Raw genomic sequence first — 15,783 nt, 5'->3', positions numbered from 1 at the left:
TGTCAGGCGTCTTGTTCTTCGTGGTTGTCGTCGATCAGCAGAACGATCTGCCAGGGCCGGAAGGTTTCTCCGCCCCCCGCGGACACGATCTGCAGCGGCAGTTGTGGATCGAAGGATTTGCCGTTCGCCTCGATGACGAACAGGCGGGTGTCGTCGCCGACGCCATAGGCCACCTGGTCCTTGCGGCTCATGGCGCTCTGCGCCAGGCCCGGGCTGCGCTGACGCGCCAGTTCCGGAACATGGGCGGCGGAAGCAATGATGGTGCGGTTCAGCCACAGACTGGCGTCCTGCTCCGGCGAACCGGCCGGCATGCGCAGGCCGATGACCAGTTTCTGGCTGCTGCCCGGGGATGGCAGCTGGATCTCGTAGACATTGCCCTTCTGTTCGAACGGCTGGCTGCGAAAGCCCAGGCGCAGCTTGCCCAGCACCTGTTCCATCCAGCGCAGGACCTCGTCATAGCCGCGGTACAGGTCGAGGAAATCCAGGGGCGCGAACGCCGGTACACCCCGGATCGGGTCGAGCACCGACCAACTTCCGGCCATGCCCAACAGCAGGCCGTACAAGCCTTGCGGAGTGGCGATGCGGCTGTTCAGCGCGCCCTCCACTTCCGGCAGGCGAGCCCACAGCGCCGACGATTGTCGGCGCAGTTCCAGGGCGCTGGTGGGATCACCATCCAGTTGCACATCGCGCAGGCGCGCGCCGAGGAACACGCATTTCTCGCGGATCATCGCGCAGAGCTGGAAGATCCGCTGGCCCAGGGGCGATTCGGGGAGGATGCGTGGAGTCGGCGCGATGAAATCGTCGAGCATCTTGTAGCCGCCGTCATCCTTGCGCACCCGCAGCAGCGGCAGGCACACAGTGTCGGCCTTGTCGGCGTCGGTGACCAGGCGCGGGCTGGGTTTCCACACCGTGATGGCTTCTTCGTCGAGGCGGTTGTCAAGATTCGGCACCGGCTCGCTCTGTGCCGAGCGCCAGCGGCCCTCCAGGCTGCGCAGGCGCTGCCCTTGCCAGAGCGGATTGACCGCCAGATAGACAGTCACCGTCGAGGTGCTGGAGGCGGCCACCGCCTCGGCGATATCCAGTTCGGCGAGAGCGCCCTGCCCCGGCTCGATGCTGATCGGCATGCCGTCAGGCAGTGTCGCCTCCAGGCTCAGCACCCTCAGCTTGCCGGCAACCAGCGCGGGTTTTTCCAGGGCCAAACGGGATACCCCCCAGTACCAGGGGTTGGCAGCCTGGGCCAGGTGGGCCGCCATGGCCTCGGCCCGCAGCCCCTGCAACTGAAAATGCTGGGGCAGCAGTTGCATGCCTTCGTACCAGCAGACCACATCAGGTCGCACGCTCATAGGTTCCCTTGACATCCTGTGTTTGGCGTAGTGGCCGGGCGCGCCGCGCTCAGCGAATGTTCTGGTCCAGCAGGGTCATTTCCCGCGCGTCGAATTTCAAGCGGAGACTGCGTTGATCTTCCAGACGCAAACGATGTGCACCGGGGCTTTGATAATTGGCAAACGCCAACAACCCCACCGAGGGTTTTCCATCCAGCGGGAAAGTTGACGATTCAATCAACTGTCCAGGTACTAGCTCAAGTCCCCAAACGTGCAGATATTGACGAAAATCACGCTGGTATTGATCGCGTGTTGCAAACCATTGTTTTGCTGTCAGTCCAGACAACTTTGCGAGCAAATCAACATCATTGACAGCAATAAAGTCCACCGCAATGGGCGAGTCATCATTTGCACGCAAAGCAACATCGAGTGTAACTCCATCGACACTAACCTTGGATCCAAACAACGAGCAGCCAGCAATGCTGGCAACGCTTAAAAGTACAACCAAAACCTTGATAGATATGAACTTTTTAAGACTCATGATGATCCGATAAAAGTTTTATTTGCATTTCGGCATGCCTGTTATAGCATCCATGCCAATTCGCCACCATGACGAATTGAGGTGATTGCGGAAAACAGGATCCTCCAACGCGAGTGTGTCCGCGCCGCGGTCTTAAGCAAGGGAATGCGATCAGTGGGAAACCGTTGCATTGCGCCCGCCTTCTGCATCGGAGTTCGCCACTATGGAAGAGAGTATTCAGCACAAGCTGGACCGGGTTCGCCCGCCTCGCGTGCAGATCACTTATGACGTAGAAACCGGTAACGCCATCGAGAAAAAGGAACTGCCGCTGGTGGTTGGCATCCTCGCCGACCTGTCCGGTTCCCAGCCCAACCCGCACAAGCTCAACGAGCGTCGTTTCGTCGAGATCGACAGCGACAACTTCGACACCGTCCTCGCCTCGATCAACCCCGCCGTCACCGTCAACGTCAAGAACACCCTGGCCAAGGACGGCGGCACTCTCAGCGCCAAGCTCGATTTCAAGTCGATCGAAGAGTTCGACCCGATCAACCTGGTGAAGAAAGTCGACTCGCTGAAGGTGCTGTTCGAAGCCCGCGAGCGCCTGCGCGACCTGCTGACCAAGCTTGACGGCAACGATAAGCTCGACGAACTGCTCAAGGAAGTCCTGGCCAGCGCCGACAAGGACCTCGAAGCGATCAAGGCCGCCCGCTCCGGCGCCAGCGTCGCCAAGCAGGACGCCGCCACCGATGACAAGAACGATGCAGCGGACACCGGCGAGACCCCGGAGACCAAGACCGAATAACCGGTCCGCCGTCTGAATCGCCCGCCCGTTCATGCCCCCTGTTTCCGGAGACTTCACCATGCCCGCGTCCAGCACCGAGAATCAAAGCGAAGGCAGCACCCAGACCCTGACCCTGCTCGAAAAGATCATCCAGGAAGGCCAGATCGTTCATGACGAAAGTCAGAAGATCTACGCCCAGGACATGATCGCCGAGTTCGCCAGCCAGGTGCTCGAAAAGGCCCTCAGCGTCAGCCAGGGCCAGGACCCTGACACCCGCGCCCTGATCAACCACCGCATCGGCGAGATCGACAAGCTGATCGGCGACCAGCTCAACGAGATCCTCCACGACGAAGGCTTCCAGAAGCTCGAAGCGTCGTGGCGCGGTCTGCACATGCTGGTCAGCAACACCGAAACCAGCACCCGCCTCAAGCTGCGCCTGCTCAACGTCTCGCAAAACGAGCTGAGCAAAGACCTGACCCGCTCCGTCGACTTCGACCAGACCGTGCTGTTCAAGAAGATCTACGAAGAGGAATACGGCACCTTCGGCGGCTATCCGTTCAGCGTGCTGGTCGGCGACTACTTCTTCGGCCGCCACCCGCAGGACATCAAGCTGCTGCGCAAGATTTCCGAAGTCGCCGCTGCGGCCCATGCCCCATTCATCGCCGCAGCCAGCCCGCTGCTTTTCGACATGAAGCAATTCAACGACCTGGCGGTGCCGAAGGACCTGGCGAAGGTCTTCGAAAGCCTGGAACTGGGCCCATGGCGCGATTTCCGCGAAACCGAGGACTCGCGCTATGTGTCCCTGGTCCTGCCGCGCTTCCTCCTGCGCTTGCCCTACGGCCCGGACACTCTGCCGGTGGAAGGCATGGACTTCACCGAGAAAGTCGGCAACCCGGATGGCAAGCAGTACCTGTGGGGCAACGCTGCCTGGGCCCTGGCCCAACGCATCACCGACGCCTATGCCAAATACGGCTGGGGTGCGGCGATCCGCGGTGCCGAAAGTGGCGGCGCACTGACCAACCTGCCACAACACACCTTCAAGACCGCCTCCGGCGACCTGAGCCTGAAGTGCCCGACCGAAGTGGCGATCACCGACCGCCGCGAGAAGGAACTGAACGACCTCGGCTTCATTTCCCTGTGCCACAAGAAAAACACTGGCACCGCCGTGTTCTTCGGCGGCCAGACCACCAACAAGCCACGCACCTACAACACCAACGAGGCCAACGCCAACGCGCGGGTGTCCTCGATGCTGCCGTACGTACTGGCCTCGTCGCGCTTCGCTCATTACCTGAAGGTGATCATGCGCGACAAGGTGGGCAGCTTCATGACCCGCGACAACGTGCAGACCTTCCTGAACAACTGGATCGCCGACTACGTGCTGGTCAACGACAACGCACCGCAGGAAATCAAGGCCCAGTACCCGCTGCGCGAAGCGCGCATCGACGTCACCGAGGTGGCCGGCAAACCGGGCGCCTACCGTGCCACGGTGTTCCTGCGTCCGCACTTCCAGCTGGAAGAGCTGACCGCGTCGATCCGTCTGGTAGCCACCCTGCCACCGCCGGCCGCGGCCTGACCTTCGCTCCCGCGGGTACACCCGCGGGAGTCGTTCCCCTTCTTTAATTGCCAATTTTCTGACTGCAGGAGCTTCATGCGATGGATGCGATCATTCTGGACCTGGGCGACGACATCAAAGGCGACTCGCTCATCGAGGGCTACAAGGACAAGATCGAGATCATGTCCTTCAGCCATAGCGTCTCCATGCAGGTGACCAACGACGTCAGCAACACCGAGCGGACCTCGGGCAAGCCATTCGTTGGCGAATTCACCCTGACCAAGTTCATCGACACCTCCACCCCCAACCTCAACCTGTACTGCGTCTCCGGCAAGGCCATCACCCAGGCCAAGATCACCATCGGCCGCAACGCCGCCGAGAGCAACGGGCAGATCATGCCGTTCATCGTCTACACCCTGGACAACGTGATCCTCTCCAACCTCAGCGTCAGCGGCGGTACCGGCGGCAAGCCGGTGGAAACCATGTCCCTGAACTTCACCAAGATCAAATGGGAACTGACCACGCAGAAAGACGACGGCAGCAAAGAGGGTGTGGCGGGCACCAGTTGGGACATGACCCTGAACAAGGCTGGCAGCTGAGGTCTCGACTAGATGTCCAGCGGCCTGCGCCCCCTGCTCTTCGAACGCCTGGCCGGGACGGCGGGCGACGCTCATCAGCTCGACCGCCATGCCCTGGCCGCTTCGGTTCGCGAGGAGTTGTCGCGCCTGCTCAACAGTCGCCGCGCGGGGCCGGCACTAAGTACGCCACCCACCGTGCTCGACTACGGCATCGGCGACTGGAGCGGCCTGCAGGCCAGCAACAGCGATGATCGCCGACGCATCGCCCGGGAAATCCGTGCCGCCATCAGCCACTTCGAACCCCGCCTGCGTCTGGGTGAGGTGGAAGTGCGCCTGGTAGCCGGGCAACCGCGCAATCTGAACATCCTGCTCAGCGGCATGCTTCGCGAGGCCGGCCAGCAATGGCCGGTGGCCTTTGTCCTGGAGACCGGCGACTCGGGGCTGGAGGTCCGCCATGAGCGACTCGATTGACCCGCAACTACTCGATTACTACCAACGTGAACTGACCTGGCTGCGCAACGCTGGCAGTGCCTTCGCCCAGCGCTACCCGAAGGTGGCGCGGCGCCTGGAACTGTCGCCGGGGGAAAGCCAGGACCCGCACGTCGAGCGTCTGCTGGAAGGCTTCGCCCTGCTTTCGGGACGCCTGCAACGCCGCCTCGACGACGACTACGCCGAGTTCAGCGACGCCCTGCTGGAACAGCTCTATCCGCTGGCCCTGCGCCCCTTGCCCTCGTGCGCCATCGTGCGCTTCGAGCCGGACCCGACCAAGGGTGCGCTGGAAACCGGCTACCTGCTGCCACGGGACACCCCGTTGTTCGTCACCACCACCCGCGGCGACAGCATTCATTTGCGCACCGGCGCCGAGGCCACCTTGTGGCCGCTGCAGATCGCCGAGGCGGTTCTTCTCGGCGGCGACGAGGCCCGCGAACTGAGCGGCCGGTATGACGCCGGTTGCGCCCTGCGCCTGCGCATCGACTGCGTGGGCAAGGCGTCCTGGGCCGAGCTCAAGGTGCGCCAGTTGCGCCTGCACCTCGACGCCTCGCCAATGGTCAATGCGACCCTTTACGACCTGCTGGGCGCCCATACCCTGGCGGTGTTCAACGGCAGCAGCCGCGACAAGCTGCAGCGCCTGCCAGGCCTGCCGCAGGGGGTGGGTTTCGCCGACGACCAGGCCCTGCTGCCCGACGAGGACGGCGTTCACCCCGGCCTGCGCTTGCTGGCCGAGTACTTCGCTTTTCCGGAGAAATTCCACTTCTTCGATGTACCGGTCGACCCTTCACGGGTCGAAGGCAACAGCCTGTACCTGTATCTGGTCTTCGACCGTCCGGCGCCGCCGCACCTGCACCTTCAGGCCAGCGACATCGCCCTGGGCTGCGCACCCGCGATCAATCTGTTCCGGCGAACCTCCGAGCCGTTGCGCCCGGACGGACGCAGCAGCGAATACCGCCTGGTCGCCGACAGCCACCGCGAAAACAGCGTGGAGATCCACAGTATCCGCAGCATCCGCGCCCTTGGCAGCGACGGCACGGTGCGTCCGCTGGCGCCCTACTACGGTAGCCAGCACAACAGCGCCGCCGCTTTGTACTGGCATGCGCGGCGGATCACTGGCCTGACGCCCAACCGCATTGGCAGCGACTTGCTGCTGAGCCTGGTCGATCCGGGCTTCGACCCGCTACGCCAGTCCTGGAACTTCAGCCTCAGCGCCGACTTGCTGTGCACCAACCGGCACCTGGCGCAGAGCCTGGCCGCCGGCACCTTGCTGTCGTTCGAACGTCCCGGAGCCCCCGCCAGCGCGCGCCTGGTCAATCCGCCCAGTTCGCAGGGCGTGCCGCACCTCGACGGACAATCACGCTGGCGCCTGGTCTCGCAACTGACCCTCAATCACCTGTCGCTGGTGGAAGGCCCGCAGGCCCTGGACGCCCTGCGCGAAATGCTGACCTTGCACAACCTGCGCAACGAGGCCAGCGCCAGCCGGCAGATCGATGGCCTGAAAAGCCTGAGCAGCGAGCGCCGTGTCGCTCATGTCGGTGACGACGCCTGGCGCGGCTGGCGCAAAGGCCTGGAAGTGCGGGTGCAACTGGACCCGGCGCACTTCGTCGGGCACAGCACCGTGCTGTTTTCCGCCGTGCTGGCGCAGTTCTTCTCGCTGTACGCCACCGCCAACCGCTACGTCAGTACGGTACTGGTCGACGCCGATGACGCCACCAAGGAGATCAAGACATGGAGCCCGCAAGCTGGCATGCCCCTGAGCCTCTAAGCGACACCCTGCGCGGCCGGCCCGAAGGTTTCGAGTTGCTTCAGGCCCTGCTGATCCTCGAACACGAGAACCGCAAGGCCACCTCGCTGGGTTGTGGCAGCGTGCCGCAGAACGAGGCGGTGCGCCTGCGCGGGCCGCTGACGCCGGTGTTTCCCGCCAGCCAGGTGGAAAAGCTCGCCCACGATGCCCACGACCCGCGACCGATCCTCAGCACCCCGGTGTTTGGCCTCGGCGGCCCGGACGGCCCGCTGCCCTACGCCTTCCAGGAATGGTTGCAGCAGCGTGCACTGGCCCGCGACCACGCGCCGGCGGAATTCCTCGACCTGTTCCAGCACCGCCTGCTCAGCCTGCTCTATCGTGCCCTGCGCAAGCACCGCGTTGCCCTCGGCTTCGCCGAACCCGGCGCCAGCCCGGTACACCAACAATTGCGCGCCCTCACCGGCCTGCTGCCGCAGGGCCTGCAAAACCGCCAGCAACTGCCGGATGCCGCCCTGCTGGCGCGCACCGCCCTGCTCGCGGGCGGGCGTCGCTCCCTGGCCGGGTTCACCGCCATTGTCCGTCATCACTTCGCCCTGCCCCTGCGCATCGAGCCCTACACCGGCGCCTGGTGCGAGATTCCTCCCGCCAGCCGCAGCGTCCTCGGTCGCGGACGGCGCAACCTTGGCCTCGGGCGCACGGCCATCGCCGGCAAGCGCATCTGGGACGAGCACGCCGGCATCACCCTGGTGTTCGGCCCGCTGAACGCCGAACAAGCGGACAGCCTGTTACCCGGCAGCGAGGTACACAGCCAGCTGGCCGACCTCGCCGCGCTCTACTTCGGCCCCGATCTGGATTGCACCCTGGTGCTGGAGATCGAAGGCGCACAGCCGCTGTATCTCAAGCGCGACGAACGCCCGCAGTTGAACTGGAACACCGGATTGCAACGCGCGAGCAACCCGGCTCATCGTCAGCGAATCGAAACCCGACTGCGCCCCTCGACCAAGGATTGAACATGGAACTCGGCAGCCTGATCGCCCGCTTGAACAGCGACACCCGTGATGCCCTGGAACGTGCGGCGCAGCGCTGCCTGCAGCGCGGCCATCATTTCGTCGAGATCGAGCATTTCCTCCTGGAACTGCTGGAGATCGACGGCGGCGACCTGGCCTGCCTGCTGCCAGCCTTCAAGGTCGAGCGCGACGCCCTGGGCGAGCAGATCAACCGCGCCCTGGAGCTGTTCAAAGGCGGCAGTACGCGCACGCCCTCGCTGTCGGCGCAGACCGTCAACCTGCTCAAGGAAACCGTGCTTCAGGCCAGCATGCGCGGCGAACAGAACATCCGCTCCGGGCAACTGCTGCTGACCCTGCTGGAGCGCGACGAATTGCGCAGTCAGTTGCTCAATAGCGCCGCGGCATTGCTGGCCATCCCCCTCGACCGCCTGCGCGGCCAGTTCGCCGAGCTGACCCGCAACTCCCGCGAACAGCCCGCCGCCAACGCCCCGGCCAAACGCGGCAAGGCTGGCGGTAAAGGCGCCGAAGACCCGGTGCTGGAGCAGTACACCCAGGACCTCACCGCCGACGCCCGGGCCGGGCGCATCGACCCGATCATCGGCCGCGAAGGCGAGATCCGTCAGTGCATCGATATCCTCCTGCGCCGCCGCCAGAATAATCCGATCCTGGTCGGCGCGCCGGGCGTGGGCAAGACCGCGCTGGTGGAGGGCCTGGCCCTGCGCATCGCCGCCGGCGACGTGCCCCCTGCGCTGCAGGACGTCTGCCTGCGGGTCCTCGACCTTGGCCTGCTGCAGGCCGGCGCCGGGGTCAAGGGCGAGTTCGAGCAACGCCTGAAAGGCGTGATCGACGCGGTACGCAACGCGCCCAAGCCAACCATCATGTTCATCGACGAAGCCCACACCCTGATCGGTGCCGGCGGTGCCGAGGGCGGCAGCGACGCGGCCAACCTGCTCAAGCCGGCCCTGGCCCGTGGCGAACTGCGCACCCTGGCCGCCACCACCTGGCAGGAATACAAGAAGTACTTCGAGAAGGACCCGGCCCTGGCCCGGCGCTTCCAGCTGGTGCAGGTCGAGGAACCCAGCGAGGCCACCTGTGTGCAGATGCTCCGTGGCATCGCCGCCAAGCTGGAACAGCACCACGGCGTGCAGGTGCTGGACAGCGCGATCCAGGATGCCGTGAAGCTGTCGCACCGCTACATTTCCGGCCGCCAGTTGCCGGACAAGGCCATCAGTATCCTCGACACCGCCTGCGCCCGGGTTGCCCTCGGTCAGCACGACGTGCCACCACCGCTGGAGCACTTGCGCCATCGCCAGCACAGCCTGAATGAAGAACTGGAGCGTCTGCGTCGCGAGCAGGCCACCGGCCAGGACCATCGTGAACGCATCACCGGTCTGGAGGCGGAACTGAGCGTCAATCAGGACGCCATGCGCGAGCTGGAAGCACGCTGGAGCGAGGAACGCGAGGCGGTACGCGAACTGCTGGAAGCCCGCGAGGAGCTGCTGACCCTGAGCGAGCGCGCCGACGCCGACAGCGACAAGCGCGACCCGGACACCGACAGCCGCATCGACTACCTGGCCGCCGAACTGCTGCGCCTGGAAGCCGGCCTCGACGCCATCCGCCAGGACGACCCGCTGGTGCCCGAGCAGGTCGATTCAAAGATCGTCGCCGCAGTGATTTCCGGCTGGACCGGCATCCCGGTGGGCAAGATGCTCGCCGACGAAGCCCATGCCGTGCGCACCCTCGGCCAGCGCATGGGCCAGCGGGTAATGGGCCAGAAGGCTGCCCTCGACACTATCGCCCAGCGCTTGCAGGCCTACCGCGCCGGGCTGACCGATCCGCAGAAGCCGGTGGGTGTGTTCCTGCTCCCCGGCCCGACCGGCGTGGGCAAGACCGAGACCGCCTACGCCCTGGCTGACGCCCTGTACGGCGGCGAACGCAACCTCATCAGCATCAACCTTTCCGAGTACCAGGAAGCGCATACCGTCAGCCAGCTCAAGGGCGCCCCGCCCGGCTATGTCGGCTATGGCAGCGGCGGCGTGCTCACCGAAGCCGTACGGCGCAAACCCTATTCGGTGGTGCTGCTGGACGAGATCGAGAAGGCCCACCCGGATGTGCTGGAAGCCTTCTACAACGTCTTCGACAAGGGCGTGATGGAAGACGGCAGCGGCCTGATCGTCGACTTCAAGAACACCGTCATGCTCGCCACCAGCAACGTCGGCGCCGAACTGATCCTCGACACACCCAAGGCCGAGCTGGACGGCGAAGTGTTCAACGAGCGCCTGCACAAGGTCCTGCTGCAAGCCTTCCGCCCGGCGTTCCTCGCACGCATGACGGTGGTGCCCTACCACCCGCTGGACGAAGCGACCCTGGAAGGCATCGTCCTGCACAAGCTGGAAAAGCTGCGCGACCGCTACAAGGCCGCCACCGGCAAGCAGTTCGATTTCGACCGGGGCATCGTCAAGGCAGTGCTGGCCAAGTGCAGTGGTGCGGGGGCGCGGGATATCGAGAATGTGTTGATGAAGCAGGTCACCGGGACCCTGGCGGAGTGGGCCCTGGAGTAAAACTGCGATGATCCTGCCAGCACCGTGTAAAGTCGCGGTTTTCGCCTGACCGTTCCGAGAATCCCCGATGCCCCGCACCACCGACAGCAACACCAGCCTCTCCCTGAGCGCCAGCGCCCTCAGCGACCTCTATCCCGAGTCGCTGAGCGGTACCGAGCTGCTCAACGGCCTGGGCACGCAATGGTTGCGCGGACACTCGGAAACCACCCTGACCCTGACCAGCGCCGTGGCCAGCCATGTCACCGCGACCCTGCACAACGACGACAAGCAGCGCCCGCTGGATGGCCTGGTGGCCGAGATCCGCCAGATGCCCGGCGACGCCAGCGCCGACCGCTACCAGCTGCTGCTGCGGCCCTGGCTGTGGTGGCTGAACCTGGCGAGCAACAACCGGGTGTTCCAGAACCTCACTACCTCCGACATCGCCACGAAGATCTTCGACGCGCACGGTTTCAGCGACTACAAGCTGTCCCTGACCGGCAGCTACACGGCGCGGGAGTACTGCGTGCAATACGGCGAAAGCGACTTCGCCTTCGTCTCGCGCCTGCTGGAAGAAGACGGCATTTTCTGGTTCTTCACTCACGAGGACGGCGTGCACACCCTGGTCCTGGCCGACAACAACGACGCCTTCCCGGCGATCCCCAATGGCCCCGCCCTGAAGTACCTGGGCCAGGACATGGGCGGCCGCGAACTGCATGGCATCCGTGCCGGGCAGTTGGTGCTGCAGGCGGTGGCCGGGGTCTACTCGGCCAACGACTACACCTTCACCACACCGACCACCGCGCTTTACAGCCAGGCTGAGGCCAAGGCCGGGCCGCTGACCTTGTACGAGCATCCCGGCGGCTATATCGAGAAATCCCGCGGCGACGCCCTGACCAAGCAGCGCGTGGACGGCCTGCGCAGCCAGGAGCAACGCTTCGTCGGCGAAAGCGACTGCCGCTGGCTGGTCCCCGGGCATTACTTCACCCTGAGCGGGCATGACGACGACAGCCTGAACAGTGACTGGGTCGTGACCTCGGTGACCCACGACGTCAGCCACGCACACTACCGCAACCGCTTCGAGGCGATCCCCAAGGCCACCACCTATCGCCCGCCCCGCACCACGTCCAAGCCACGCATGCACACCCAGACCGCCATCGTGGTGGGCAAGTCCGGCGAGGAGATCTGGACCGACGAACATGGCCGGATCAAGATCCAGTTCCCCTGGGACCGCGAAGGCAAGAGCGACGAAACCAGCTCCTGCTGGGTGCGTGTGGTCCTGCCCTGGACCGGCAAGAGTTTCGGTATGCAGTTCGTGCCCAGGGTCGGCCAGGAGGTGATCGTCACCTTCATCGACGGCGACCCGGACCGCCCGCTGGTCAGCGGCTGCGTCTACAACGGCGACAACACCCTGCCCTGGACCCTGCCGGACAACCAGACCCAGTCCGGGATCAAGACCAACTCGTCGAAAGGCGGCGGCGGCTTCAACGCCTTGCGCTTCGAGGACAAGAAGGACAACGAGGAAGTCTTCCTGCAGGCGCAGAAGGATTTCAAGACCAATGTGCTCAACGACGTCACCGTAGACATCGGCCATGACGAGACCCAGACGGTGAAGAACGCGCGCACGCGGACAGTCAAGGAAGGCGACGAGACCATCACCCTGGAAAAGGGCAAGCGCACGGTGGAAATCCAGACCGGCAGCGACAGCCTCGACGTCAAGGACACCCGCACCGTCACCGTCGGCGGCGACCAGACCCACAAGACCGGCGGCAACTACACCGACAAGGTCAGTGGCGACTACAGCCTGACCATCGATGGCGACCTGAGCATCAAGGTCACCGGCAAGATCACCCTGCAGAGCGGGGCCAGCTTCAGCATCAAGAGCGGCGCTGATCTCGCCGTGCAGGCCAGCACCTCCATCGCGCAGAAGGCCGGCACCTCCTTCGCCAACCAGGCGGGCACCTCGCTGGAGAACAAGGCCGGCACCACCATGACCAACGACGCCGGGGTCAGCCTGACCAACAAGGGCGGCGCCGAGCAGACCGTCGACGGTGGCGGCATGCTGACCATCAAGGGTGGTCTGGTGAAGATCAATTGAAGACCACGACCCGTGGTGATGCCTTCCAACTGGAGCGTGGCGATTCGCGACTCAGCGGGCGCCTGCTCGAAGGCGAGCTGAACGGCCCGCTGCGCATCGAGGAAAACGCCAGGCCCCAGGCCGCCCTCAACTATGCCGGCGGGGTGTTGCATGGGGTCAGCCAGACCTTCCATCCCAATGGCCGGGTCTCGGCGCAGTTGCCCTTCAGCAATGACAAGCTGGAGGGCGTGGCCAGTTTCTATGGCGAGGACGGCCAGTTGCTGCGCTCGGCGGGATATCGCCGGGGGGTGCTGCATGGCGAGGCGGTCAGCTACTTCCCGGATGGTGCGGTGGCCGAGCGCGAGCTGTACAACAACGGCGTGCGCGAGGGCCTGCAGCAGCGTTATCACCCCAACGGCAAGCTGGCGATGAGGACCCAGTACCTCAATGGCCAAGCGCTGGATCCGGGGCAGAAGTATGCAGAGGACGGGCGGCCGCTGAATGCGGCGGGGAAGCCGGTTTCGCGGTTGAAGTGGTGGTGGAGCAATGGGGCGGAATAAGGTCCGGGATCTGCTTTGACCTTGAGGGCCTCAAGGAATCAAGGTCTGCACCTGCCCCGCAAAATTGATCTTGATAACCCCCGCCCAGTTGCACATCAGCGTGCAGTTGGCATCCAGCGCCGGCATGTTGCCGAGCAACACCGTCGGCGCTCCTGGGATCCAGGGTGCGGCGGTGGCCGGGATGCACGGCATCGGCGTCAGCACGCCAAGGGCCGCTGCGGTGGCAGCAGCGACCATGGGGTTGGCCATGCTCATGCACATGCCGAAAGTGGGAATATTGACCAGGGGAATATGGTCCATGATGTTCGCCGCCGGCACGCCACCGACCATCACCCGGTTCACCGGCAACACGTTCAGGGCACAGGGTGCAGCGCCGAAGCTGCATTGCATCAAGGCGCCGGTAACGACCTGGGGACACGACATGCCTGACTCCGTGGGTTGGTCTGTGTGGAGCTCGACTGTAGCCCATCTGTAGGAAATTTCCCTCATCTGGATAAAACGACGCGGACCCTGTGGGAGCGGGTTCACCCGCGATTGCGATGCTGAACTCACCACCGCAATCGCGGGTAAACCCGCACACAAGGTCCGCGCACGCCTCAATATTCGATTAAGTTATTAATTTATCTTTATTAATAATTGGACTGAATATCATCTCCCCCTAAAACTCCCTCCACCCGGTCACTGTTGCCCAACCAACTGTTCACCAACCAACACCCAATCAACAGTTGCCCCACCAAGCCAACACCCCGGCACACCACAAACCAACACAACTCATTGATTCATAAGGCTTTCAAAAACTGGAACAGCTCTTGCTCAAGCCAGGACATCAACGCAGCCAAGGAATCCGAACCATGAGCACCGCTTTCAACATCGTCGCCGTCTCCGGTGGCGCCTGGCGCCCGTCGCGCACCCTGGTCCTGACCGAAGCCCTGGTCGCCGCCCTCGGCCAGCACCTGGACTTCAACGTGCGGATCATCGAACTCGGTGACATCGCCCGCCCGGTCGGTGGCGCCCTGTCGCGCAGCGAACTGCCCGCGGATGTCGAAGCCCAGCTGACTGCGATCGAACAGGCCGACCTGCTCATCGTCGCCGCCCCGGTGTACCGCGGCTCGTACCCGGGCCAGTTCAAGCACCTGTTCGACCTGATCGGCCAGGACGCACTGATCGACACCCCGGTGCTGCTCGCCGCCACCGGCGGCAGCGAGCGCCATGCGCTGGTCATCGATCACCAGTTGCGCCCCCTGTTCAGCTTCTTCCAGGCCCTCACCCTGCCCATCGGTGTCTACGCCGCCCAGGCCGACTTCGACGACTACCGGATCAGCAGCCCGGCCCTGCAGGCGCGTATCGCCCTGGCCGCCGAGCGCGCCGCCGCCGTGCTCGGTGGGGTGATCGAAACTGCTCCGCGCAAGATCGCTTGAGGCCAACCCATGACCCTGCCTTCCGCGCACCTGCAAACCCCGCTGCAAACCGCCCGTGAACTGGCGGCACGCTTCGCCGAAACCGCCGTCGAACGCGACGCTCGCGGTGGCACGCCGAAAGCCGAGCGCGATGCCCTGCGCGCCAGCGGGCTGCTCGGCCTGATCATCCCGACCCAGTACGGCGGCCTCGGCGCCAGCTGGAGCGACACCCTCGAAGTGACCCGTGAATTCGCCCGGGTCGACAGCTCCATCGCCCATGTCTTCGGCTTCCAGCACCTGATGCTGGCCACCGTGCGCCTGTTTGCCCGCCCCGAGCAGTGGGAGCCATGGTTCGAACAGACCGCGCGCAAGCACTGGTTCTGGGGCAATGCCCTCAACCCGCTGGACACCCGCACCGTGGTCAAGCGCTTCGACGGCTGGTGCGAGTTCTCCGGCAAGAAGAGCTTCTGCTCCGGCGCCAGCGACTCGGAAATGCTCATCGCCTCGGCCATCGACGAAAGCGCCGGCGGCAAGCTGCTGATCGCCGCCGTGCCCAGCGCGCGCAGCGGCATCACCCTGCACGGCGACTGGGACAACATCGGCCAGCGCCAGACCGACAGCGGCAGCGCCACCTTCGAGCGGGTTCGCGTCGAGCACAGTGAGTTGCTGCTTGATCCCGGCCCCCTGAGCACGCCTTTTGCCTGCCTGCGTCCGCTGATTGCCCAGCTGCATTTCGCCAACCTGTTCCTCGGCATCACTGAGGGTGCCTTCGCCGAGGCGCGCGACTACACCCTCAACGAAAGCCGCCCCTGGTTCCGCTCCACGGCCCGGCACAGCGGCGAAGACCCCCACGTCCTGCGCCACTACGGAGAGTTCTGGGTCGGTCTGGAAAGCGTGCGCCTGCTGATCGAGCGCGCTGCCGCCCTGCTCGACCAGGCCTGGGCCAAAGGCACCGGCCTGGGTGCCGAGGAACGCGGGCAACTGGCCCTGGCCATTGGCACGGCCAAGGTGGCCGCGACCCGCCATGGCCTGGATATCTGCAACCGCCTGTTCGAAGTCACCGGCGCCCGCGCCACCCATGCTTCCCTGCGCTTCGACCGGCACTGGCGCAACCTGCGCACCCAGACCCTGCACGACCCGGTGGACTACCGCGTCCACGAGCTCGGTGAATGGGCGCTGAACGGTACGCGCCCGACCCCGACCTTCTATTCATAAG

Annotated in this window: 14 protein-coding genes; 11 read left to right on the top strand and 3 right to left on the bottom strand. The window is 64.7% G+C overall.

Features of this window, described 5'->3' with window-relative positions:
- Positions 1-2: 2 nt before the first annotated feature.
- Complete coding sequence (gene tssK, locus AC5QPF_RS13630; protein ID WP_494963718.1) at positions 3-1,343, bottom strand: type VI secretion system baseplate subunit TssK; 1,341 nt, start codon at positions 1,341-1,343, stop codon at positions 3-5.
- A 49-nt stretch (positions 1,344-1,392) separates the two neighbouring features.
- Positions 1,393-1,863 (bottom strand): type VI secretion protein, encoded by a 471-nt coding sequence (locus AC5QPF_RS13625; protein ID WP_494963717.1) that lies wholly within the window; start codon positions 1,861-1,863, stop codon positions 1,393-1,395.
- A gap of 202 nt (positions 1,864-2,065) precedes the next feature.
- Here AC5QPF_RS13625 and tssB point away from each other — a divergent pair, with 202 nt between their 5' ends.
- From tssB to AC5QPF_RS13580, 9 genes are all read left to right on the top strand, one after another.
- Complete coding sequence (gene tssB / locus AC5QPF_RS13620; protein WP_494963716.1) at positions 2,066-2,644, top strand: type VI secretion system contractile sheath small subunit; 579 nt, start codon at positions 2,066-2,068, stop codon at positions 2,642-2,644.
- A 58-nt stretch (positions 2,645-2,702) separates the two neighbouring features.
- Entirely contained in the window at positions 2,703-4,196 is a 1,494-nt protein-coding gene (gene tssC / locus AC5QPF_RS13615) for a type VI secretion system contractile sheath large subunit (protein ID WP_494963715.1), read from the top strand.
- 80 nt (positions 4,197-4,276) lie between these two features.
- Entirely contained in the window at positions 4,277-4,774 is a 498-nt protein-coding gene (locus AC5QPF_RS13610; RefSeq protein WP_494963714.1) for a type VI secretion system tube protein Hcp, read from the top strand.
- Positions 4,775-4,786: 12 nt separating this feature from the next.
- Positions 4,787-5,224 carry a type VI secretion system baseplate subunit TssE gene (gene tssE, locus AC5QPF_RS13605; protein ID WP_494963713.1) on the top strand — a complete coding sequence of 146 codons (438 nt, stop codon included), beginning with the start codon at positions 4,787-4,789 and terminating at the stop codon, positions 5,222-5,224.
- Positions 5,208-7,010 carry a type VI secretion system baseplate subunit TssF gene (tssF, locus tag AC5QPF_RS13600; protein WP_494963712.1) on the top strand — a complete coding sequence of 601 codons (1,803 nt, stop codon included), beginning with the start codon at positions 5,208-5,210 and terminating at the stop codon, positions 7,008-7,010. The genes tssE and tssF overlap by 17 nt, the downstream gene beginning before the upstream one ends.
- A complete protein-coding gene (gene tssG, locus AC5QPF_RS13595; protein ID WP_494963711.1) occupies positions 6,974-7,999 on the top strand; it encodes a type VI secretion system baseplate subunit TssG in 1,026 nt (341 codons plus the stop codon). The genes tssF and tssG overlap by 37 nt, the downstream gene beginning before the upstream one ends.
- Before the next feature lie 2 nt (positions 8,000-8,001).
- A complete protein-coding gene (gene tssH / locus AC5QPF_RS13590) occupies positions 8,002-10,557 on the top strand; it encodes a type VI secretion system ATPase TssH (RefSeq protein WP_494963710.1) in 2,556 nt (851 codons plus the stop codon).
- Between the two features lie 67 nt (positions 10,558-10,624).
- On the top strand, positions 10,625-12,631 hold the full coding sequence (gene tssI / locus AC5QPF_RS13585) for a type VI secretion system tip protein TssI/VgrG (RefSeq protein WP_494963709.1): 2,007 nt from the start codon (positions 10,625-10,627) through the stop codon (positions 12,629-12,631).
- The gene (locus AC5QPF_RS13580) at positions 12,628-13,170 is read left to right on the top strand and encodes a toxin-antitoxin system YwqK family antitoxin (RefSeq protein WP_494963708.1); all 543 of its coding nucleotides are present in this window, start codon (positions 12,628-12,630) and stop codon (positions 13,168-13,170) included. The genes tssI and AC5QPF_RS13580 overlap by 4 nt, the downstream gene beginning before the upstream one ends.
- A gap of 30 nt (positions 13,171-13,200) precedes the next feature.
- Here the strand turns inward: AC5QPF_RS13580 and AC5QPF_RS13575 are convergent, their stop codons facing one another.
- Positions 13,201-13,593 carry a DUF4280 domain-containing protein gene (locus AC5QPF_RS13575; protein ID WP_330075935.1) on the bottom strand — a complete coding sequence of 131 codons (393 nt, stop codon included), beginning with the start codon at positions 13,591-13,593 and terminating at the stop codon, positions 13,201-13,203.
- 428 nt (positions 13,594-14,021) lie between these two features.
- Between AC5QPF_RS13575 and msuE the strand changes: the two genes are divergently transcribed.
- Together msuE and AC5QPF_RS13565 are read left to right on the top strand one after the other, a co-directional pair.
- Positions 14,022-14,588, top strand: coding sequence for an FMN reductase (gene msuE, locus AC5QPF_RS13570; RefSeq protein WP_494963707.1), 567 nt, complete (start codon positions 14,022-14,024; stop codon positions 14,586-14,588).
- Positions 14,589-14,597: 9 nt separating this feature from the next.
- The gene (locus AC5QPF_RS13565) at positions 14,598-15,782 is read left to right on the top strand and encodes an acyl-CoA dehydrogenase family protein (RefSeq protein WP_494963706.1); all 1,185 of its coding nucleotides are present in this window, start codon (positions 14,598-14,600) and stop codon (positions 15,780-15,782) included.
- Position 15,783: the final 1 nt, after the last annotated feature.

The organism is Pseudomonas sp. Con_6 (assembly GCF_059379395.1).
The sequence above is the reverse complement of the archived record's forward strand: the minus strand, read 5'-3'. Positions and strand labels throughout refer to the sequence as shown.